The organism is Gordonia sp. IITR100, assembly GCF_002009645.1.
Classification (GTDB): Bacteria; Actinomycetota; Actinomycetes; order Mycobacteriales; family Mycobacteriaceae; genus Gordonia; species Gordonia hongkongensis.
Map to the genome: position 1 here is coordinate 273,700 of NZ_MVKV01000002.1, position 21,603 is coordinate 295,302.

General features: G+C 67.8%; 21 protein-coding genes. 10 read left to right on the plus strand and 11 right to left on the minus strand.

Annotated features, from left to right (window positions below):
* Positions 1–27: 27 nt before the first annotated feature.
* Positions 28–981 carry a 4-hydroxy-3-methylbut-2-enyl diphosphate reductase gene (locus B1818_RS05080; protein ID WP_058250715.1) on the minus strand — a complete coding sequence of 318 codons (954 nt, stop codon included), beginning with the start codon at positions 979–981 and terminating at the stop codon, positions 28–30.
* Between the two features lie 52 nt (positions 982–1,033).
* Between B1818_RS05080 and B1818_RS05085 the strand changes: the two genes are divergently transcribed.
* From B1818_RS05085 to B1818_RS05095, 3 genes are read left to right on the plus strand one after another with little or no spacing between them, the layout of a single operon-like run.
* On the plus strand, positions 1,034–1,738 hold the full coding sequence (locus B1818_RS05085; protein ID WP_078112084.1) for a lipid droplet-associated protein: 705 nt from the start codon (positions 1,034–1,036) through the stop codon (positions 1,736–1,738).
* Complete coding sequence (gene xseA / locus B1818_RS05090; RefSeq protein WP_078112085.1) at positions 1,735–3,021, plus strand: exodeoxyribonuclease VII large subunit; 1,287 nt, start codon at positions 1,735–1,737, stop codon at positions 3,019–3,021. Before B1818_RS05085 ends, xseA begins: the two co-directional genes overlap by 4 nt.
* Positions 3,018–3,260: an exodeoxyribonuclease VII small subunit gene (locus B1818_RS05095; protein WP_058250718.1), complete on the plus strand. Its 243-nt coding sequence runs from the start codon at positions 3,018–3,020 to the stop codon at positions 3,258–3,260. Before xseA ends, B1818_RS05095 begins: the two co-directional genes overlap by 4 nt.
* A gap of 6 nt (positions 3,261–3,266) precedes the next feature.
* Here B1818_RS05095 and B1818_RS05100 read toward each other — a convergent pair whose 3' ends face one another.
* Together B1818_RS05100 and B1818_RS05105 are read right to left on the minus strand one after the other, a co-directional pair.
* A complete protein-coding gene (locus tag B1818_RS05100; protein WP_058250719.1) occupies positions 3,267–3,596 on the minus strand; it encodes a hypothetical protein in 330 nt (109 codons plus the stop codon).
* A gap of 57 nt (positions 3,597–3,653) precedes the next feature.
* The gene (locus tag B1818_RS05105; RefSeq protein WP_058250887.1) at positions 3,654–4,235 is read right to left on the minus strand and encodes a DUF4245 domain-containing protein; all 582 of its coding nucleotides are present in this window, start codon (positions 4,233–4,235) and stop codon (positions 3,654–3,656) included.
* A 135-nt stretch (positions 4,236–4,370) separates the two neighbouring features.
* Here B1818_RS05105 and glpX point away from each other — a divergent pair, with 135 nt between their 5' ends.
* From glpX to B1818_RS05125, 4 genes are all read left to right on the plus strand, one after another.
* A complete protein-coding gene (gene glpX / locus B1818_RS05110; RefSeq protein WP_058250720.1) occupies positions 4,371–5,366 on the plus strand; it encodes a class II fructose-bisphosphatase in 996 nt (331 codons plus the stop codon).
* 89 nt (positions 5,367–5,455) lie between these two features.
* Positions 5,456–7,153, plus strand: coding sequence for a fumarate hydratase (locus B1818_RS05115; RefSeq protein WP_058250888.1), 1,698 nt, complete (start codon positions 5,456–5,458; stop codon positions 7,151–7,153).
* An 8-nt stretch (positions 7,154–7,161) separates the two neighbouring features.
* Positions 7,162–8,586, plus strand: a complete 1,425-nt coding sequence (locus B1818_RS05120) for a class II fumarate hydratase (RefSeq protein ID WP_058250721.1) — start codon at positions 7,162–7,164, stop codon at positions 8,584–8,586.
* Between the two features lie 5 nt (positions 8,587–8,591).
* The gene (locus B1818_RS05125) at positions 8,592–9,278 is read left to right on the plus strand and encodes a PIG-L deacetylase family protein (protein ID WP_058250722.1); all 687 of its coding nucleotides are present in this window, start codon (positions 8,592–8,594) and stop codon (positions 9,276–9,278) included.
* 367 nt (positions 9,279–9,645) lie between these two features.
* Here the strand turns inward: B1818_RS05125 and B1818_RS05130 are convergent, their stop codons facing one another.
* Positions 9,646–11,364, minus strand: coding sequence for a GAF domain-containing sensor histidine kinase (locus tag B1818_RS05130; protein WP_058250889.1), 1,719 nt, complete (start codon positions 11,362–11,364; stop codon positions 9,646–9,648).
* A gap of 171 nt (positions 11,365–11,535) precedes the next feature.
* On the opposite strand from B1818_RS05130, the gene B1818_RS05135 reads away from it, so the two are divergent.
* Entirely contained in the window at positions 11,536–12,183 is a 648-nt protein-coding gene (locus tag B1818_RS05135; protein WP_058250890.1) for a response regulator transcription factor, read from the plus strand.
* A 168-nt stretch (positions 12,184–12,351) separates the two neighbouring features.
* Complete coding sequence (locus B1818_RS05140) at positions 12,352–12,591, plus strand: hypothetical protein (RefSeq protein WP_058250723.1); 240 nt, start codon at positions 12,352–12,354, stop codon at positions 12,589–12,591.
* Here the strand turns inward: B1818_RS05140 and B1818_RS05145 are convergent.
* The 5 genes from B1818_RS05145 to B1818_RS05165 form a co-directional block, all read right to left on the minus strand.
* Positions 12,579–13,553, minus strand: a complete 975-nt coding sequence (locus tag B1818_RS05145) for a L,D-transpeptidase (RefSeq protein WP_058250724.1) — start codon at positions 13,551–13,553, stop codon at positions 12,579–12,581. The genes B1818_RS05140 and B1818_RS05145 overlap by 13 nt on opposite strands.
* A gap of 558 nt (positions 13,554–14,111) precedes the next feature.
* Complete coding sequence (locus B1818_RS05150; RefSeq protein WP_058250725.1) at positions 14,112–15,404, minus strand: PhoH family protein; 1,293 nt, start codon at positions 15,402–15,404, stop codon at positions 14,112–14,114.
* A gap of 341 nt (positions 15,405–15,745) precedes the next feature.
* Entirely contained in the window at positions 15,746–16,612 is an 867-nt protein-coding gene (locus B1818_RS05155) for an acyl-ACP desaturase (RefSeq protein WP_058250726.1), read from the minus strand.
* A 43-nt stretch (positions 16,613–16,655) separates the two neighbouring features.
* Positions 16,656–17,963 carry a serine hydroxymethyltransferase gene (gene glyA, locus B1818_RS05160; RefSeq protein ID WP_058250727.1) on the minus strand — a complete coding sequence of 436 codons (1,308 nt, stop codon included), beginning with the start codon at positions 17,961–17,963 and terminating at the stop codon, positions 16,656–16,658.
* Between the two features lie 51 nt (positions 17,964–18,014).
* The gene (locus B1818_RS05165; RefSeq protein WP_058250728.1) at positions 18,015–19,247 is read right to left on the minus strand and encodes a hypothetical protein; all 1,233 of its coding nucleotides are present in this window, start codon (positions 19,245–19,247) and stop codon (positions 18,015–18,017) included.
* 97 nt (positions 19,248–19,344) lie between these two features.
* On the opposite strand from B1818_RS05165, the gene coaA reads away from it, so the two are divergent.
* Positions 19,345–20,286 (plus strand): type I pantothenate kinase, encoded by a 942-nt coding sequence (gene coaA / locus B1818_RS05170; RefSeq protein WP_058250729.1) that lies wholly within the window; start codon positions 19,345–19,347, stop codon positions 20,284–20,286.
* Here coaA and B1818_RS05175 read toward each other — a convergent pair.
* On the minus strand, positions 20,258–20,767 hold the full coding sequence (locus B1818_RS05175; protein ID WP_058250730.1) for a carboxymuconolactone decarboxylase family protein: 510 nt from the start codon (positions 20,765–20,767) through the stop codon (positions 20,258–20,260). The two genes, coaA and B1818_RS05175, sit on opposite strands and share 29 nt — an antisense overlap.
* A complete protein-coding gene (locus B1818_RS05180) occupies positions 20,764–21,543 on the minus strand; it encodes an SDR family oxidoreductase (protein ID WP_058250731.1) in 780 nt (259 codons plus the stop codon). The genes B1818_RS05175 and B1818_RS05180 overlap by 4 nt, the downstream gene beginning before the upstream one ends.
* Positions 21,544–21,603 lie beyond the last annotated feature (60 nt).

The following is a 21,603-nucleotide window of genomic DNA, read 5'->3' on the forward strand; positions in this document are numbered from 1 at the left end:
CTGTCGACGCCGGATCGTGGCCCGAGGTCAGCTGGACGAACGTGCGGGGCGCAGCTCGCGCGGGAGCGCGAAGGTCAGCGTCTCGTTGGCCGTGTTGACCGTCTCGACCGTGCCGTAGCCGCGTTCGGCCAGGTAGTCGAGAACCCCGCGGACCAGCACCTCGGGCACCGACGCGCCAGAGGTGACCCCGACCGTCGTCACACCGTCGAGCCACGAGTCGTCGATCTCACGGGCGTAATCGACCAGGTGGCCTGCCTTCGCGCCGGCCTGCAGGGCCACCTCGACGAGGCGCACCGAGTTCGAGGAGTTCTGCGATCCGACGACGATCACCAGGTCGCATTCGGGAGCCATCGCCTTGACCGCGACCTGCCGGTTCTGGGTGGCGTAGCAGATGTCGTCGCTGGGCGGGTCGTTGAGCAGCGGGAACTTCTCGCGGAGTCGACGGACCGTCTCCATGGTCTCGTCGACGGACAGGGTGGTCTGCGACAACCAGACGAGCTTCGACTCGTCACGGACCTCGACCGCGTCCACGCTGTCGGGACCGTCGACGAGCTGGATGTGCTGTGGGGCCTCGCCGGCGGTGCCCTCGACTTCCTCGTGGCCCTCATGGCCGATCAGGAGGATGTCGTAGTCGTCGCGCGCGAATCGCTTCGCCTCTTGATGGACCTTCGTGACCAGCGGACACGTGGCGTCGATGGTGCGCAGGTTGCGCTCGGCGGCGGTCTGGTGCACCAGCGGGGACACCCCGTGCGCGGAGAACACGACCAACGCGCCCTCGGGCACCTCGTCGGTCTCGCCGACGAAGATCGCCCCGCGCTCGGCCAGGGTCTCCACGACGTGCCGGTTGTGCACGATCTCCTTGCGCACGTAGACGGGAGCGCCGTGCTTGTCGAGGGCACGCTCGACCGTCTCCACCGCACGGTCGACACCAGCGCAGTAGCCGCGGGGTTCGGCGAGCAGGACACGCTTCGTCTCAGACATGCTTCCCAGGGTACGGGTTACGCGGCGTTGCCCGTGATGGCAGAGTGTTGGCATGGATCGCGCACCGTACCCCGCCCGGATAGCCGCAGGTCTGATCGTCACCGCCCTCGAGGAGACACGGAAACTCCCGGCGCTGCTCATCACGTTGCCGATGACCGCCATCAGCCAGACCCTCCAGGCCGGTATGCGGGCGCAACAGAACATCGCCGAACTGGCCATCAAGGGCGACGCCGCCCTGGAGATGCTCTTCGACCGGCCCGACGAACAGCCCGAGTGGGCACGTTTCGACGAGGACGACGCAGCGGGTCCCGACCCGGTCACGCCCGCCGCGCCCGCGGAGACCACCGATACGTCTGTGCAGGACGAGAAGCCGAAGGCCGCCGCGACGACCCCGTCGCCCACGACCATCGACGAGGAGATCGAGGAGGCGGCTGCCGACGCCGATCTCGCCGCACCGCCGCGCGCCGATGCCGGGCGGTTCGCGCTGTACAGCTCGACCCCCGACGAGGTCGTCGCGGCCGAGGTGCCGGGCACCGAGGCGGTGGGTTCCGCCGACGGCTCCGGGCCCGAGATCGTCGAGCTCATCGACTACGACACCCTCACCCTCGCGCAACTCCGGGCCCGTCTGCGGTCGGTCGCCGTCGAGGACCTGATCGCACTCGTCGACTATGAGAAATCCCGCCGCGACCGCGCGCCGTTCGTGACGATGCTCGAGAACCGGATCGCCGCGCAGAACAAGCGCTCCACCGAAGCGTGACCGGGGCCGACACGAGCGACACACCGCGACGTTCCTCGTCACCGAACTCGGCCGAGCATCCCTGGCCGGTCCGGACGGTGAACACCAAGATCGCCGACTGGATCCATCGGCTCGGACAGATCTGGGTCGAAGGACAGGTCACCCAGATCAGCCGGCGGCCGGGGACCCGCACCGCGTTCCTCACCCTGCGCGACCCCGCTGCCGACATCTCGATCTCGGTGACATGCAGCCCCGACCTGCTGGCACGCACCGAGGTCCCGCTGACGGACGGCAGCTCCGTGGTGGTCCTGGGCCGGCCGAGTTACTACACCGGGCGCGGCACGGTGTCGCTGCGGGTCAGCGAGATCCGGGCCGTGGGCATCGGCGAGCTGTTGCTGCGCATCGAACGGCTGCGGCAGCTCATGGCCGCCGAGGGCCTCTTCGATTCACGGCTCAAACGGCCGCTGCCGTTCCTGCCGCGCGCCGTCGGCCTGATCAGTGGCCGCGCGAGCGCAGCGCAGCACGACGTCGTGAGTGTCGCCACCGCTCGATGGTCGAACGTGCGCTTCGACATCCGGGAGGCTCCCGTGCAGGGGCCGACGGCGGTCGCCCGCATCCTGACCCACCTCGCCGACCTCGATGCCCACCCCGATGTCGAGGTCATCATCATCGCGCGCGGCGGGGGCAGCGTCGAAGACCTGCTCCCGTTCTCCGACGAGGCGTTGCTGCGCGCGGTGTCTCGGTGCCGGACCCCGGTCGTCAGCGCGATCGGGCACGAACCGGACAATCCACTGCTCGATCTCGTCGCGGACCTGCGCGCCGCCACTCCGACGGATGCGGCCAAGCGCGTCGTGCCCGACGTCGAGGCCGAACTCGCGGGCATCGCGGATCTGCGTCGACGCAGCGCGCAGGCCCTGCGCAACTGGGTGCGCCGCGAGTCCGGCGTCGTCGCCGCGCTGCGGGCGCGGCCGGTGCTCGCCCGTCCCGGGGTGCTCGTGGACTCCGAAGCCGGACAGGTGGCCGAGCTGGTCCGCGCCCTGCGCCGAGATATGTTGCGCCACATCGACTCCGAGGAACGACGTACCGACCATCTCGGTGCGCGCCTGTCGACACTCGGTCCCGCGCAGACCCTGGCCCGCGGCTACGCGGTGGTACAGCGCACCGACACCGACCCACCCCATGTGGTCGGCACGCTCGCGGACCTGCCGGCGGGTGCACCCCTGCGCATCCGGGTCGCCGACGGCGCCGCAACCGCCCGGGTCGACGAACCCACGACCATGCCGGAACACGGAGGAAACGCGTGAGCACCGACGAATCATCTACTCCGATCGAGGAACTCGGATACGAGGAAGCACGCGACGAACTCGCCGAGATCGTCACCGCCCTCGAGCACGGCGGACTCGACCTCGACGCCTCGCTGGCGCTCTGGGAGCGTGGCGAGGCCCTCGCGACCCGCTGCGAGGAGCACCTGCGCGGTGCCCGCGAGCGCATCGAGGCGGTCATCAGCACCGGCTCCGATCCCGACGACCCCGAGGACGACTGAGACCGATCAGTCGAACCGGGTGAGCGCCTCGCGGTCGAGAACACTGATGCGCGTGTGCTCGGCGGTCGGTCGCGCACCGGCCCGCGCGAGCACCGGCCGACGATCCTCCCCACCCCTCGATGAGGAGGAAAGCGGCCGCCCCACAGCGGAATCCGGAGGCGGCCCGACGATGTACGGAAGACCGGATGCGGTCGCGGCCCCGGATCGCGGGTCGGTCGGCGCATCGATGGCGCCCGCCTGTTGCACCGGAACGGTCACCACGAGCAGCACGAGGACCGCGACGAGCACGAGCCTGGCCCACACGAGGTGCAAGCCGAACCCCGATCCCCCATCCATGAGCGCCTCCTGCCGAAGACGCTAGGAACCGCGGGCCGGGTTCTCACGAGTAGTGCGCTACCCCAATTGCAGCGGCTGCTGGGCGACGACCGACGACGCGATCGTCTCGATGTCGGCGTCGCTGCCGCGTGACAGGACCGCGATGCGTACCTTGCCCAGGTCCGTGATCCAGAACCGCTTGCCCGCCGACGTCTCGTAGGTCACCCACTGCCGCCCGCCCGCCTGGCGCGTACCGGTACCGGAGATGTCGGCGAAATCACCCCCGCTGCCGCCGCCGAGGTAGGGGACGAACACGTCCTCGGGCGCATCGGACTGACTGAGCTGGACGTAGGCGCCGTCGCTGCTGAGCCATCCCACCGTGCTGACCCGGTGCCCCTCGATCGCGTCCGACGAACCGGAGTTGGGCCGCCAGCCCTCCGGCGTAGGCGGGCGGCGGATCGGGAACGGGAGCTGGGCGGCGTCGGCGTTCAATGCGCTGACCACGTCGAACGGCGGCAGCTTGCTGTCGGCCACGTCCTTGGAGGCCCCGATCGAGCAGTTCCCCGACGCGATCGCCACCAGCGCACACAGCGCGAGCAACGGGACCAACGACCAGAACATGTCCTTGCCGTTGTTCAGAATGCGGGGTTTGTCAGCCATGGCGCCGAGTATCCCACCAGCAGGGTCACTGACCGAATGCCCGGTGTGACATGCAAGGATGGTGGTCGAGACCACCGCCACCATCACTCGGCGCCGCTGGAGTCGACCCGCGCCGAACAGAGGAGTCGATTGCCCATGACCGTCAGCACCCATCAGGCCCCGGACCGCAACCTCGCGATGGAGTTGGTCCGCGTGACCGAGTCGGCTGCACTCGCGGCCGGTCGTTGGGTCGGTCGTGGCGACAAGAACGGCGGCGACGGCGCGGCGGTCGACGCGATGCGCGAACTGTTGTCGTCGGTCTCGATGCGCGGTGTCGTGGTCATCGGAGAGGGCGAGAAGGACGAGGCGCCGATGCTCTACAACGGCGAAGAGGTGGGCAACGGCGAAGGCCCCGACTGTGACGTCGCCGTGGATCCCATCGACGGCACCACGCTGATGGCGGAGGGCCGCCCCAACTCGATCTCGGTGATCGCGGTCAGCGAGCGCGGCACGATGTACGACCCGTCGGCGGTCTTCTACATGGACAAGATCGCTGTCGGACCCGAGGCCAAGGGCGCCATCAACATCAACGAGTCCGTCGAGTGGAACATCAACTCGGTCGCGAAGGCGAAGGGCATCGACGTCGCCGATCTGACCGTGATCGTCCTCGACCGTCCTCGTCATGCCGATCTCATCGGTGAGATCCGGCAGGCCGGCGCCAAGATCCGCCTCATCTCCGACGGTGACGTCGCCGGTGCGGTCGCCGCCGCCGACGACTACTCCACCGTCGACATGCTGATGGGCGTCGGTGGCACTCCCGAGGGCATCATCACCGCCGTCGCGATGAAGTGCATGGGCGGCGAGATCCAGGGCAAGCTGTGGCCGCGCAACGACGACGAGCGTCAGAAGGCCATCGATGCCGGCCACGACCTGGACCGGGTGCTGACCAACGACATCCTGGTCAGCGGCGAGAACGCCTTCTTCTGCGCCACCGGGGTCACCAACGGCGACATGCTGCGCGGCGTCACCTACCGGCCCAATGGCGCGACGACCCGGTCGCTGGTGATGCGCTCGAAGTCCGGCACCGTCCGCCGCATCGAGGCCGTCCACAAGCCGGCCAAGCTTCGCGGCTACTCCCGAATCGATCTCTGAGACACGACATCGGCCCCACACCAACACCGGTGACTTCACGAGTCAACCTCTGGCGTGGGGCCGATGTCGTGGGCGATACGATGCGGTCCGTGAGTAAACCAGCCTCAGCCCCCGAGTTTCTCTACTCCGATCTGCTCCCGACCGGCGCCGACGAGACCCCGTACCGGTTGATCACGACCGAGGGTGTGTCCACGTTCTCCGTCGACGGTCGGACCTTCCTGAAGGTCGACCCGGAGGCCATCCGGAGGCTCACCGCGGAGGCCATGCACGACATCAGCCACTATCTCCGCCCGGCTCATCTCGCGCAGTTGCGCAAGATCATCGACGACCCGGACGCCTCGGGCAACGACCGGTTCGTCGCCCTTGACCTGCTGAAGAACGTCAACATCTCCGCCGGCGGCGTGCTGCCGATGTGCCAGGACACCGGCACCGCCATCGTGATGGGCAAGAAGAGCGAAGGGGTCCTGACCGGCACCGACGACGCCGAAGCCATCTCCCGCGGTGTCTACGACGCCTACACGCAGCTCAACCTGCGGTACTCGCAGCTCGCCCCGCTGACGACGTACGAGGAGAAGAACACCGGCTCGAACCTGCCCGCCCAGATCGAGATCTACGCCACCGAGCAGGGGCCCAACGGTCCGGAGTACAAGTTCCTGTTCATGGCCAAGGGCGGTGGCAGCGCCAACAAGTCGTTCCTGTTCCAGGAGACGAAGGCGATCCTGAACCCGACGAGCATCCTGAAGTTCCTCGACGAGAAGATCCGCTCACTGGGCACCGCGGCCTGCCCGCCATACCACCTGGCCGTCGTGATCGGCGGCACCTCAGCCGAATTCGCGCTCAAGACCGCCAAGTACGCGTCGGCGCACTACCTCGACAACCTGCCCACGCAGGGATCGATGTCGGCGCACGGTTTCCGCGATCTCGAGCTCGAGGACGAGGTCTTCCGGCTCACCCAGTCGTTCGGCATCGGGGCGCAGTTCGGCGGCAAGTACTTCTGCCACGACGTGCGCGTGGTCCGGTTGCCCCGCCATGGAGCGTCGTGCCCGGTGGCGATCGCGGTCTCGTGCTCGGCCGACCGTCAGGCCCTCGGCAAGATCACCGCCGACGGCGTCTTCCTCGAGCAGCTCGAGACCGATCCGGCCCGCTATATGCCCGCAGCCGGTGTGGCCGAGGACATCTCGGGCGGCGAGGTGGTCGAGGTCGACCTCAACCGCCCGATGCCGGAGATCCTCGCGCAGCTCTCGGAGTATCCGGTCAAGACGCGCCTGTCGCTGACCGGACCGCTGGTCGTCGCGCGCGACATCGCCCACGCCAAGATCAAGGAACGCCTCGACGCCGGCGAGCCGATGCCCGACTACCTGCGCGACCACCCGGTCTACTACGCGGGGCCGGCGAAGACCCCCGAGGGCATGGCCTCCGGATCGTTCGGTCCGACGACGGCCGGCCGGATGGACAGCTATGTCGAGCAGTTCCAGGCCGCCGGGGGCTCGATGGTCATGCTGGCCAAGGGGAATCGATCCAAGCAGGTCACCGAGGCGTGCGGCGCGCACGGCGGTTTCTACCTCGGCTCCATCGGCGGGCCCGCGGCACGTCTCGCGCTCGACTGCATCAAGAGCCAGGAGATCATCGAGTATCCCGAACTCGGCATGGAGGCCGTGTGGAAGATCGAGGTGGAGAATTTTCCCGCCTTCATCGTCGTTGACGACAAGGGCAACGACTTTTTCACCGACCCGAGTGGGGCCGTCAACGTCCCGCTGAGCGGCATAAGGATTCGATCGAAGGAGTAGGCACGCCGATGACCGAGGAAACACAGACCGACGCGCAGGGCGAGCAGTACCGCATCGAGCACGACACCATGGGCGAGGTCCGGGTACCCGTCGACGCCCTGTGGCGGGCACAGACGCAACGTGCCGTGGAGAACTTCCCGATCAGCGGACGCCCCCTCGAACGGACGCAGATCCGGGCGATGGGACTGCTGAAGGCGGCCTGCGCCACCGTCAACGCCGACCTCGGTCTCCTCGACAAGGAGAAGGCCGACGCGATCGTCGCCGCGGCCACCGAGATCGCGGACGGACGCCACGACGACCAGTTCCCGATCGACGTGTTCCAGACCGGTTCGGGCACCAGCTCGAACATGAACACCAACGAGGTCATCGCGTCGATCGCCAAGTCCAACGGCGTCGAGGTGCATCCGAACGACCACGTCAACATGTCCCAGTCGTCCAACGACACCTTCCCGACGGCGACGCACGTCGCCGCCACCGAGGCCGCCGTCACCGACCTGATCCCGGCGCTCGAACATCTGCAGAAGACGTTGGCCGACAAGGCAACCGAATGGCGTGAGGTCGTCAAGAGCGGGCGCACGCATCTGATGGACGCGGTACCGGTCACGCTCGGACAGGAGTTCGGCGGTTACGCGCGTCAGGTCGAGGCCGGCATCGAGCGCATCACCGCCGCCCTCCCGCGCGTCGGCGAACTGCCCATCGGCGGTACCGCGGTCGGCACCGGCCTCAATGCGCCAGATGGCTTCGGTACCAAGGTGGTCGCCGAACTCGTGTCGCTCACCGGCGTCGAGTCACTCACCCTCGCGAAGGACAACTTCGAGGCGCAGGCGGCCCGTGACGGGCTCGTCGAACTCTCCGGCCAGTTGAAGACGATCGCGGTGTCGCTGACCAAGATCGCCAACGACGTCCGCTGGATGGGCTCGGGTCCGCTCACCGGGCTCGGCGAGATCCTGCTCCCCGACCTGCAGCCGGGCAGCTCCATCATGCCGGGCAAGGTCAATCCCGTTCTGCCCGAAGCTGTCACGCAGGTGGCGGCGCAGGTCATCGGCAACGACGCCGCGGTCACCTGGGGCGGCGGCAACGGCGCCTTCGAACTCAACGTCTACATCCCGATGATGGCGCGCAACGTCCTCGAGTCCCTCAAGCTGCTCGCGAACGTCTCGCGGTTGTTCGCCGACCGCTGTATTACCGGTCTGCAGGCCAACACCGAGCGGTTGCGCACGCTCGCGGAGAGTTCGCCGTCGATCGTCACCCCCCTCAACAGCGCCATCGGCTACGAGGAGGCAGCGGCCGTCGCCAAGCAGGCACTGAAGGAGGGCAAGACCATCCGCGAGACCGTCCTCGAACGTGGCCTGGTCGGCGAGAAGCTGACCGAGGACGAACTGGACGCCCGGCTCGACGTGCTGAAGATGGCCAATCTCGACCGGGAGCGCTGAGAACCGTGACGGCGCAGCTGCTCCCCTTCCCCACCGACTGGCAGACCGCACTCGTGCTCGTCGCCCACCCCGACGACCCCGAGTACGGGATGGCGGCGGCCGTCGCCCGCTGGACCGGCGAGGGCAAGCGAGTCGTCTACGCGCTGGCCTCGAGCGGCGAGCGGGGCATCGAAGGTCTGCCACCCGCCGAGTGCGGCCCCCTGCGGGAAGCGGAGCAGCGCGCGTCCGCGTCGATCGTCGGCGTCGACGAGGTGGAGTTCTGGGGGTTCCCCGACAGTGACATCCGCAACGTGCCGGAGTTGCGGGACAAGATCACGGAGACCGTCGAACGGGTGCGTCCGCAGGTGATCGTCTCGCTCTTCGGTGGGCCCGAGTGGGCGCCGGGCATGCCCAACCAGCGCGACCACATGGAGTTCGCCGCGGCGGTCGTCGAGGCCTACGACGCCCTGGAAGCCCCGCCGTCGTGGTTGTTCGAGAACGGTCCGGCGGCGACCCACGGCGTCGAGGTCGAGGAACAACTCGACGCGGCCGTTCGAGCACTCGCCGCCCACGACCGCTACCTCTCCGTCCTCGATCCGGACACCCCGGTCCTCGACCAGGCGCGGGCGCAGATCGAGATGGCGACCGCGCCGCGGGACGGCGATGCCCGTCATGTGACCGGCTTCGAGCTCAAACGGGGTCGGCCCGCCTGAGGCCGGCACGACTCACCGCGCATCAGCAGCGGCGGCAGCGGCAGCGGCGACGACCCGACGTTTCCTTGGCCCCTCGGATCGGTGACCTTCGGCCCCTCCCGGCGGGCGCGACGTCGGTGGATGGTGTGAGGGTCAATTTCTCCGCACACAGTCGGAGCAAGCTCTCCCAGGGGGACCGTCATCACTCTCACGGCCGTTCTCGTCGCTTTCCTCGCCGCATTCGCCGTCTGCGCGATCATCGGATTGTCCGTGTGGCTGCTCGTGCTCTTCGGCGTGCTCACCGGACTCCAAACGGTCGCCTGGCTGACCGAACGCATGTCGGCATGGCGACTACCGGCCGAGGCGGACGCCCCCTAGTGGTGTGTCACTAGAGCTGCGCCGACCACCGCAGCGCGAGACCGCCGCCCGGCGGCGGGGTCGTCGTGAACGTTCCGCCGGCCTTCTCGGCCCGGAGCGCGAGGTTGGCCAGACCGCTCGGAGTCACGTCCGCCGGCAGCCCGATGCCGTTGTCGATGACCTGGACGACCAGCTCGTCGGCGACCGTGATCGACACCGTCACCGTCGTGGCCCGGGCGTGCTTCACGACGTTGCTGACCGCCTCGCGTATCACCGCGACGACATTCTCGGCCAATGGGCGATCGACCACGGACAGCGGACCCGAGGTCCGCACGTGCATCTGGATCGGCAGGTCGTCGATCTGCTGGTCGATGACCTCCTGCACACGCTGGCGCAACCGAGTGACGGTCATGTCCTCCGTCTGCAGGTCGAAGATGGTCGAGCGCACCTCCTGGACGATGTCCTGGAGGTTGTTGATCGAGCGGGTGAGCCGCGACCGGATATCGGGTGAGTGGGTGCGCTGCAGCGTCGCCTGTAGGCTGAGCCCCTCGGCGAAGATCCGCTGGATCACATGATCGTGGAGGTCGCGCGCGATACGCTCGCGGTCTTCGAGCACGCGCATGTGGTGGGCCTGCATCGTCGCGGTGGCCAACTGCATCGCGAGTGCGGCCTGGTCGGCGAAGTCCGCGCTCAGTCCCAGCAGATCCCGGGCGAACGGCTCCCGCCCGTCGGCCCGCATGGCGATCAGCACTCCCCGTGTGGAATCGACGGTGCGCAGCGGGGCGGCCATGACCGGCCCGTAGCGCGTCGAATCGCCGACCTCGTACTCCAGGTGATTCCGGAGCACGGGCCGGCGCTGGACGAACGCCGTCCCCGAGGTGGACCCGGTGATGGGGATGCTCTGGCCGCGGAAGACGTGTCCGTCTTCTCCCTCGGCGACCGTGATCACCAGTTCGTCGATCAGTTCCACGGGTTCTTCGGTGTCGTGGGGCTCGGCGATGAAGACCAGGTCGGCATCGGCCAGGGTCAGCACCTTCCGCGCGATCTGCTCGAGGACGTCTTGATGATCGGCGCCGGTCAGCAACTCGGTCATCACGTCCCGGTTGGCCTCGATCCAGGCCAGCTGGTTCTGCGCCTGCGCGTAGAGCCGGGCGTTGTCGATCGCGATCCCGGCAGCCGACGCCAGCGCCTGGATGACCACCTCGTCGTCCTCGGTGAAGACGCCGCCGTTTTTCTTCTCGGTCAGATAGAGATTGCCGAAGACCTCGTCGCGGACCCGGATCGGCGTGCCGAGGAAACTCGTCATCGGCGGGTGGTTGGCCGGGAAACCCGCCGATTCGGGGTGCTCGGACAAATCGGACAACCGCAGGAGCTCGGGCTGGTCGATGAGCTGACCGAGGACGCCGCCACCGGTGGGCAGGTCGCCGATCAGTACCCGGGTCTCGGCGTCGATGCCCTGGGAGAGGAACGCGGACAGGTGATGCCCGCTCCCGAGCACGCCCAGCGCCCCGTACTCGGCGTCGACGAGACGGATCGCCGACGCCACGATCGATTCGAGAGTGGTTTCCAGATCGAGTCCGGAACTGACGACCAACATCGCCTGCAGGAGCCCGTCGGTCTGATCGCGTACGTCGGCGATCAGGCTGATCCGGTCGGAGACCTCGTCGAGCAGTTCGCGCAAACGCATCTGCGACAGCGCTTTCTGCAATTCGAGCGATCTCGGATCCAGTTCCGAGAATTCGGAAACCATGTACCGGATCATAGTCAGGTTCATTTCCGGGTGCTGCACTTCGGGTTCGAACGCGGTTTCGCTCGGGGTGGGACACGAGCGATGACATTTAATTAGACCTGCACACATTCGTCTAATTCGTCCGGCCCGTCCTACAATCCGATTCAGGTGTCCGATCCGGAGGGAGACGGCATGATCAGGGTTTTCCTGGTGGACGACCACGAAGTCGTCCGACGGGGACTCGTCGAGTTGCTCGACTCCGTTTCCGACGTGGAGGTCGTCGGCGAGGCCGCCACCGTCGCGCAGGCGCTCGCGCGCATTCCCGCGGTGTCTCCGGATGTCGCCGTGCTCGACGTCCGGCTTCCGGACGGCAACGGCATCGAATTGTGCCGTGAGCTCCTCAGCAGAGTGGACGGCCTGCGTTGCCTCATGCTGACCTCACTGACCGACGACGAGGCGATGATGGACGCCATCCTGGCCGGGGCCAGCGGTTACGTGATCAAGGACATCACCGGGATGGAACTGGCGCAGGCGATCGCCGAGGTGGGCGCCGGCCGGTCTCTGCTCGACAATCGCGCCGCGGCAGCCTTGATGGATCGGTTACGCGCCCGGCAGGACGCCGCGGAACCGGCGGACGACGGACTCAGCGAGCAGGATCGGACGCTGCTGGCCCTACTCGGCGAGGGCCTGACCAACAGGCAGATCGCCGCGCGGATGCATCTCGCCGAGAAGACCGTCAAGAACTACGTCTCGCGACTGCTCGGCAGGCTCGGCATGGAGCGCCGGACCCAGGCGGCGGTGTACGCGGCGAAGACCGCGAACCGCGACCGACGACGCTGACGCGCCGCGCGGGGGGCCACGCGGGGGGTCGATCGAACGATGTGTCATTCGACTCTTGAGATCTACATCACATAAGCTGACACTGAAATGGTCGCTCGTCCGAACAGGGAGGGCTCTCGGACGAGTGCGGCCCGACGCCCGAACAAGTGACAGAGAAGGTCCATCGAGATGACAGTTGTTTCCGCATTCGTGGAAACCGGGACTTCCCCCTCCGACCGGCACTGCGGCAGTTGCGGACGCGCGTTCGCGATCCGTACGCCGCTCCGCCAGTCCGATCTGGACGATCTCGCCCGGGTCAACGGGTGGCACATCAGCACCGAGGCCACGTGGTGCCCCGGCTGCCGATGTGCCCGGATGAGTTTGTCCGACGTTCGCGCCCGGCCCGGCCGGACCGATCAGCCCGCCTGACCGCCGAGCCCGAACAGGGCCGGAACCACGCCGACGAGCTGCGAGAGCAGACCGGTCAGGACGTCGGCACCCGGAACGCCCGAGGTGGTGGGAGGCGTCGTCCCCGGCGTCGTGCCCGGAGCGGTTTGAGGGGTTGCTCCGGGCGCGTCGCCTGCGGGTGCACCCTGGTTGACACCGATGGTGATCTTCGGGTTCTTGGCCGGATCGAGCCACACGAGGATCTGTTTCATCAGCTCGCGTTCGATCGCGACGCAGCCCATGGTCGGTTCACCGTTGGTCACGTGGAGGAACATCGCCGACGCCCGCCCCGGGGTGCGTTGCGGGTTGTGCGCGATGTTGACCGCGTAGTCGTAGACCGGGCCGGAGTTGTAGAGGTTCTCACTGTCCCCGCCGGGGCTCTGCGGCTGACGCACGTGCGTGTTGTAGGTCGGCGACTTCATGTTCGAGTCCCACCAGTCCTGCTGGTCGACCTTGCGATACGGCATCTTGGTCCCGGGATTCTCCGCACGGCCGAAGGCCTGGTCGAGCGGGAAGGTGCCCTGCGGGGTCCGGTGGACGTTGTCCTTCGGCTCGCCCATGCCCAGCGAACCGAGGTAGGCCTTCGTCGGGCCGATGACGGGTTTCCAACTGCCGTCGGCGCCCCGGTCGAAGGCCGTCAGGGTGGCGGTGGTGTCGGACGCCTTCGGCGCGGTCACGACGATCATCTGGCTCGTCGGCCCACCCGCCCCGGGTACACCGGCACCGCCGGTGCCGTCGTCCGACCCGGTCCCACCGGCGAGCTGGTCGAGAATGCCGTCGAGCAGCGGCATGCCCGACCCGGGCGTCGTTCCCGGACTAGGCGTGGTGGACGTCCCCGGCGTGGATGTCTCGGGTGTAGTTGTCTCTGGGGCGGCGACCGACTGCCCGGCGCCGCCGACAACCGCGGCGAGCACCGCGATCACCAACAGTCCCAGCAGTCTCATTCGCCTCATCAGTAACTTCTGCACCATGCCAGTCTGACAGTACGCAAGAGACCATGAGTCACGTCCTGGTCACGGTGCGGTTCGGATCGGGTGTCGGCGACGAGTCGGTCAGCGTATGGACAGAAGCCGGATTCACTCGGTCGAGGTCGATTTCTCGATTCGAAAACACAGAATTGCCATGATTCGAGAGGCAGTACAAAAACGCATTCGACGAATTAATCTGAGAAAGGGGTCGAATTCTCTTGGACTTTGTTTGCGCGTTTGTTATCAGATCATTACTGTTGCGAACGACGGCGTCGAATAGAGGCGGCCGTCGAAACGGATAGCCATTCGATTAAGGGAGAACAATGACATCCTTGGAGAACGTCGAACTGCTCACCGCCATCGTCGACCTCTTGAATTCGCTCCGCGACTTCACCCCGATCGAACCGCCGACCGCCTGATCTGACACACGAGGGCCGCGTCGACTCCCTTCCGGAGTCGACGCGGCCTTCGAGTTTCCGGCGGCGAAATCCTTACGGCCACCGAGCAATTGGAACCCAGAGGTCGGCGCCGACCCTACGGCGCGAACTCCTCGAGCATCTCGGTCACGAGTGCGGCGATCGGCGACCGCTCGCTGCGGGTGAGCGTGATGTGCGCGAAGAGCGGGTGTCCCTTCAGCTTCTCGATGACCGCGGCGACGCCGTCATGGCGGCCCACGCGAAGATTGTCACGTTGCGCGACATCGTGGGTCAGCACCACGCGAGATCCCGACCCCAGGCGGGACAGGACGGTGAGCAACACGTTGCGTTCCAGCGACTGCGCCTCGTCGACGATGACGAACGAATCGTGCAGCGACCGCCCGCGGATGTGCGTCAGAGGCAGCACCTCCAGCATGCCGCGGCTCAAGACCTCGTCGATGACCTCCGGCGACGCGAGCCCCTCCAGCGTGTCGAAGACCGCCTGCGCCCACGGACCCATCTTGTCGGACTCACTACCGGGCAGATAGCCGAGCTGTTGTCCGCCGACGGCGTACAGCGGCCGGAACACGACGACCTTCCGCTGGGTACGCCGTTCCAGGACCGCTTCCAGTCCCGCACAGAGCGCGAGCGCCGATTTTCCGGTACCGGCCTTGCCGCCGAGCGAGACGATCCCCACGCTCTCGTCGAGGAGCAGGTCGAGGGCGACCCGCTGCTCGGCCGACCGTCCGTGCAGTCCGAAGGCCTCGCGGTCGCCGCGGACCAGTTGCACCCGCTTGTCCGCGTTCACCCGGCCCAGGGCACTCGACGTGGCGCTGAGCAGTCGAACACCGGTGTGACACGGCAGTTCGCGTGCCTCGTCGAGGTCGACGACGCCCTCGGCGAACAGCGTGTCGACCGTGGCGGTGGCGACATCGAGTTCGGTCATGCCCGACCACCCCGAGACCACGACATCCTGCGCGTGGTACTCGTCGGCGGCCAGGCCCACCGCGCCGGCCTTCACCCGCAGCGGTGTGTCCTTCGAGACCAGGGTCACGTCCTTGCCCTCGGCGCGCAGGTTCAGTGCGCAGGCGAGGATCCGGGAGTCGTTCGAATCGGTGCGGAAGCCGGCGGGCAGCACCGCGGGGTCGGTGTGGTTGAGCTCCACCTGGAGGGTGCCGCCCTCGTCGCCGATCTCGAGCGGCAGGTCCAGCCGGCCGTGTTCGAGTCGCATGTCGTCGAGCATGCGCAACGCCTCACGCGCGAACCAGCCGAGTTCGTGGTGGTGACGTTTGCCCTCGAGTTCGCTGATGACCACCAGTGGCAGCACGACGTGGTGTTCGGCGAAACGCATGACCGCCCAGGGATCGGACAGCAGCACGGAGGTATCGAGGACGTAGGTGCGTGTGGTCACGTGGGGCTCCTACGTTCGTGCGGCTCCCGCACAAACCAGTGTTGGTCGACCGGCCGGTCCAGTTGTCCGTTGTCCCGGCGTCAGCCGAGGGGGACGAGGACCGGGGCCGGTCCCCTCGCGTTGCTCGCACAAACCACGAATTGAACCTCCCGAACGAACCGCTTCCCCGCGGTCCGTCACTCGCCAACGTACGCGCGGAAATCGTTGGCGGCGCGCCGGAATCCGGTGTGTCGGCGTGAATTGTGGGTAAACCGCCGTATCGTTTCCACCGGAGACGCAACACGGCGCCACCAGGACTTTCGTCGTCCCGGTGGCGCCGTGTTCGTACTGGGCGCGAGTCGTCAGCGGCCGGTGCGGGCGAGGATGCGGGTGCGCGCGGCCTCCGCCTCCTCACCGAGACCGGAGACGGTGTCGAGCTTGACCGCGTCGGCCAGGGCCGCCGCGATGGCCGCCTTCACCTCGGCGTTCTCGTAGTCGGCGAGGAGTGCGCGCTCGGCGTCGAAGTCGGCGATGTCGTGGCCGATCGGCTCGTCGAGGGCCAGCGCCCGGTCGATGGCGAGGACCGTGGTGTCCTGGTCGGCGACGACACCGGCGTTGAGGGACGCGCCGAAGGTGGTGGCCTGGCCCTGGTCGTCGTTGGAGATCTTCGTCAGGATCTCCACGAGCGCCTCGTCGCCGGCAACCGCCGACAGGCGCTTGATGAAGTGCACGCACTGGTTCTCGTGTACCGCCATCAGCGCGAGCACGTCGAGCGGGCCGAGCGGCTCGACCTGCTCCGGCGTCTGCCGATACCCCTGCGTGACGTGGATGCGACGACGCTCCTCGGCGTCCACCGGATCGATCGCGCGCCGCACGACGAGGTAGTCGCGCAGGACGATCGCGTGGCGGTTGTCCTCGGCGGTCCACACGCCCACGAGCTGCCGCCAGTCCGAGAAGGCCGGGAAGTGCTTGGCCAGCACCCGGTGGTACGACGGCAGGTTGTCCTTGGTCAGCAGGAGGGCGAGCAGTCCCGCACGTGCCTCATCGGACAGGAAGGCCTCCGACGGATCGAAATCCGCTCCGCCGAGGAACCCGAAGTTGCGTCCGTCGTCCCACGGCACCCAGTCGTGCGGATTCCACGGAGCCGCGGCCGACTGGTGGTCTTCGGCGATCTCGGGAAGAGCCTTCTCGAGCGCGATGATCAGGTCGTCTTCAGTGAGGGCGTTCATCGCTGAAAGGATACGGACGCGCCGCCGGGACAGGCAATCCAGGTCAGATCCGGCTCATCAGGCCCCACTCCTCGAGACCGTCGTAGAGCGGGAAGTCGAGCGCGAGCTTGGACACGCGACCACGCAGCGCCGAGACGTCGGCGGCGTCGCCGGCCGCGAGCGCGGTGGCGATGATGTCGGCGACCTCGGTGAACTGTTCGTCGTCGAAGCCGCGGGTGGCCAGCGCCGGGGTGCCGATGCGCAGGCCCGAGGTGACCATCGGCGGCCGCGGATCGAACGGCACCGCATTGCGGTTGACGGTGATGCCGACCTGATGCAGCAGGTCCTCGGCCTGCTGGCCGTCGAGTGCGCTGTTGCGCAGATCGACGAGCACGAGGTGGACGTCGGTACCGCCGGTCAGGACCGAGACGCCGGCGCCGGCCACATCCGTGCCGTTGAGGCGTTCGGCGAGAATCCGCGCCCCGGACAGGGTGCGCCGCTGGCGCTCGGCGAATTCGTCGGTGGCGGCGATCTTCAGGGCCACCGCCTTACCGGCGATCGCGTGCATGAGCGGCCCGCCCTGCTGACCGGGGAACACCGCCGAGTTCAGCTTCTTGGCCCACTCCTGCTTGGCCAGGATGATCCCCGAACGCGGGCCGCCGAGGGTCTTGTGCACGGTCGAGGACACGACGTCGGCATGCGGGACCGGCGACGGATGCAGGCCGGCGGCGACGAGACCGGCGAAGTGGGCCATGTCGACCCAGAGGTATGCACCGACCTCGTCGGCGACGGAGCGAAACGCCTCAAAGTCGAGCGTGCGCGGGTAGGCCGACCACCCGGCGACGATGACCTTCGGTTTGACGTCGAGGGCGATCTTGCGCACCTCGTCCATGTCGATGCGGAAGTCCTCTTTGCTCACGCCGTAGAAGGCGTTCTCGTAGAGCTTGCCGGAGAAGTTCAGGCGCATGCCGTGGGTGAGGTGACCGCCGTGCGCGAGGTCGAGACCGAGCATGGTCTCCCCCGGCTCCATCAGGGCCTGCAGCACCGCGGCGTTGGCCTGGGCACCCGAGTGCGGTTGCACGTTCGCGAAGTCGGCGCCGAACAGTTCCTTCGCCCGGTTGCGGGCGATGTCCTCGACGACGTCGACGTACTCGCACCCGCCGTAGTAGCGACGTCCCGGATATCCCTCGGCGTATTTGTTGGTCAACACGCTGCCCTGGGCCTGCAGCACCGCACGCGGCACGAAGTTCTCCGAGGCGATCATCTCGAGGGTGTCCCGCTGGCGGCTGAGTTCACCGTTCATGGCGGCTGCGACGTCGGGGTCGAGCTCGGCCAGGGACATCGAGTTCAAGGATGACGGATTCGCGGTCATGCCCCGATTCTAGGTACCAGGCGCCGGGAGCGAAGCGAGCGGGCCGAGTGTCTACAGCAGTTCGCGCCGCAGACTCGCCGGGATGAGTGGTTCGTCGAGTAGGCGACCGAAGGCGGCCGCGCGGTCGTCGGCCTGCTCGAGCCACGCCTCGACCAATCGGTATCCCTCGACGTAGGTGCTGATGTACGCGCGCCAGAGCGGCGAGGTGAGGAATCGCAGCATCTGCCGGGCCCGTTCCTCGGGTGCGAGAAGCCAGCGCCGGAGATGTTCGGCGACGGTGTCGGCGTCGGCGTGGCGGTCGTGCAGCAGCAGCGCGGCGTCCTGACGAACGCCGAGGAGCCCGGCGGTGGCGCGTCCGACGCCCATCGCCCGGCCGGCGTCGAAGCGGAGTCCGAGGTCGGCGTAGATCTCCTGTGCCCACGTTTCCCACTCGGGACCGACGATCGCGGCCAGCGCGTGGTCGGCGAGGCCCTCGGCCATCAGGCACTGCGGGGTGTTGACCAGGAAGATCGACTGCTCGTCGTGCCCCGCGCCGACGAGCAACTGCTCTTTACGGCAGTGCTCGGTGTGGTGACCGGGGTAGGCCTCGTGCGCGATGAGCGCGGGCAGGGAGGACATGTACTGCGTGAGATCGGCGTTGATGGCGACGCGTGAGCGATAGTTGCCGAGGTAGTAGTTGAATCCCGACCACGGCTTGTCGGTGACGACCTCGAACTCGACGATCTCGTTGTCCGGCAACGGATATGCGGACCGAACTCGTTCGCGGAGCGCGCCGCTGAACGCGCGGACACACTCGTCGACCCGCTCGGGCGGGATCTCGTCGGCACGCCGGTGCGCGGCGTAGATGTCGCGGAGCTCGTCGCCGGTGGCGCCCGGGACGCCGAGGGCCTCCGCCAGGTCGGCGTGCGCCTGCCGATACCGGTCCGGATCGGCCATCGCGATGTCGACGTCGAAGTAGGCGCGGACCTCGTCGACGAATCCGACGTCGTCGCCGGCGAATTTGCGCGCCGAGCACTCCAGCGCGCGCAGGTGGGCGCCGATGAACTCGGCGCGCGCCGCGTCGAGAGCACCGGGCAGGTCGGCGAGCAGCCCGCGCGCGCGGTCGGCGAGCCGGGCGGGATCGGGTGCGGACGCGTTCTCGACCTCCGCCTTCAGCGCGGGATCGCCGGTGTAGGCGTCGACGAAGCCCCGTTCGAGGCGGTCGAAAGCGAGGCCGAGGCGGAGGTACTCGGCCACCAGCGGGTCCGAGGCGTGGTCGGTGTCGGCGACGGTCGGGGACGGCATACCGGCAGGCTACCGATCGACGCTGTCACACGTCGCCCTAAGCTGTACGCATGATCACTCCGGGAGCGGCGGAACCGACATCGGCGGAGCTGCCCTGATGGCCCGCAACGCCACCGATCGGGATCCCAGTCTGTACCTGGAACTCGACCGGAGGCAGTGGCGCGAACTCCGCGAGTCGATGCCCCTGGTCCTCAACGAGGACGAACTGGCCGAGCTCGTCGGCCTCGGTGAGCAGATCGACCTCGACGAGGTCGCCGACGTGTATCTGCCGCTCTCTCGTCTGATCCACCTGCAAGTCGCTGCGCGGCAACGGTTGTTCGCCGCGACCTCCACCTTCCTCGGTGAGCGACAGACCAATCGGCAGGTGCCCTTCGTCATCGGGATCGCCGGCAGTGTGGCGGTCGGGAAGTCGACGACGGCACGCGTGCTCGCCGCCCTGCTCGCCCGCTGGGAGTCCCACCCGAAGGTGGACCTGATCACCACCGACGGTTTTCTGCTGCGCACCGCGGAGATGCAGCGTCGGGGCATTCTGCACCGCAAGGGATTTCCCGAGTCCTACGATCGCCGGGCCCTTCTGCGCTTCGTCACCGAGGTGAAGTCGGGTGCGCGCGAGGTCGCCGCGCCGGTCTACTCGCACCTCGCCTACGACATCGTGCCCGACGTCTATCACTATGTGCGCCAGCCCGACATCCTGATCCTCGAGGGCCTCAACGTGCTCCAGACCGGAGCGACGCTGATGGTCTCGGACCTGTTCGACTTCTCCATCTACGTCGACGCCAAGATCGACGACATCGAATCCTGGTACATCTCGCGCTTCCTGCAGATGCGGACCACCTCGTTCGCCAACCCGGACTCGCACTTCCACGCGTACGCGTCGCTGACCGACGATCAGGCGACCGCCGCGGCCCGGGATCTGTGGACCTCGATCAACCGTCCGAATCTGATCGAGAACATCCTGCCCACCCGGCCGCGGGCGTCACTGGTGCTGCGCAAGGACTACGACCACTCCATCAACCGGGTGCGCCTGCGGAAGCTCTGACCGACGACGCGGCCCGGCGTTCGTCGAGTCCGGCCGGGTACCCGCCGGCCAGCGCGATGCGGTTCCACGCGTTGATCATCACGATCGACGCGACCAGCTGACCCATCGCGGCGGCGTCGAAATAGGCTCGTGCGGAATCGAACACGTCGTCGGGGACACCGTTCTCGCCGATCAGCGTGACGCTCTCGGTGAGAGCCAGCGCCGCCCGTTCGGCCGGGGTGAACGCCGATCCGGCCTCCCGCCACGCGGCGATCATCATCAGTTTGTGCGGGTCGATGTCCTTGGCGAGGGCATCGGAGGTGTGCATGTGCAGGCAGTAGGCGCACCCGTTGAGTTGCGAGGCCCGGATGACGATCAGTTCGGCGAGTTCTGGGTCAACGCCGGCCGACGATGCCCGCTGCAGAGCCACGAGGGCCTTGTACACGGACGGATTGTCCTGCGGTATCCACATTCTCGTCGCCGGCCGGGCGGCGGCGCTCATCGCCGTTCCCCGGCATTCGCACTCTCGCGACCGGCCAGCCACCCGTCGAGCGTCGTCGACGTGACGACGTCGGGATCGGCGGGCACGAGTCCGCCCCCGCGGATCGCCGGCCCCCCGAACCGGACGCCGAATATCCATCGCGGTGAGCCGGTCTGCGCAGCAACCGCTTTCGCCACATCGACCAGGTCCATCTCCACCGGTCCGCTCACCTCGATCGTCCGCTTCCCGGTCGGACCCGCGGTCACCACGTCGGCGACCGCCACGGCCACGTCGGCGACCGCGGCCGGGGCGCACCGCATCCTGGGCACCGCGGCGATCGGACCGAACCCCATCGACGACATCATCTGCTCGGCGAGCTCGAACCACTGCACCGACGCAAGGATGCTGAGTGCCGCGGGGTCGACGACCTCGCCGTAGGCGGCCTCCTGTGCCGCTTTGCCCTGGTAGTAACCGAATTTGGCGTTGACCGCCGGATCGCCGGCGTTGACGATCGACACCACGACGACGTGCGCGACGCCGGCCGTCGTCGCGGCGCGGCCGATCTTGGTCGCCGTGGTCTCGAAGAAGTCGATCGCCTCCTTCGCCTTCAGCGTCTGGAGACTGAGGCAGTCGACGACGGCGTCGGCACCGTCGAACGCCGCCGCCAGACCCGTTCCGGTGTAGGCGTCGACGCCGGTCGCCCGGCTGGCGCGCACCACCTCGTGGCCCCGCTCGACGAGCAGGTCGGCGACCCGACTTCCCAGCGCACCGCTGGCACCCACGACCACGATCTTCATCTCGTTCCTCCTCAAGGACGGACAGCTCTGTGTTGTGGGTTTAGGCTATGCCGCAATTAG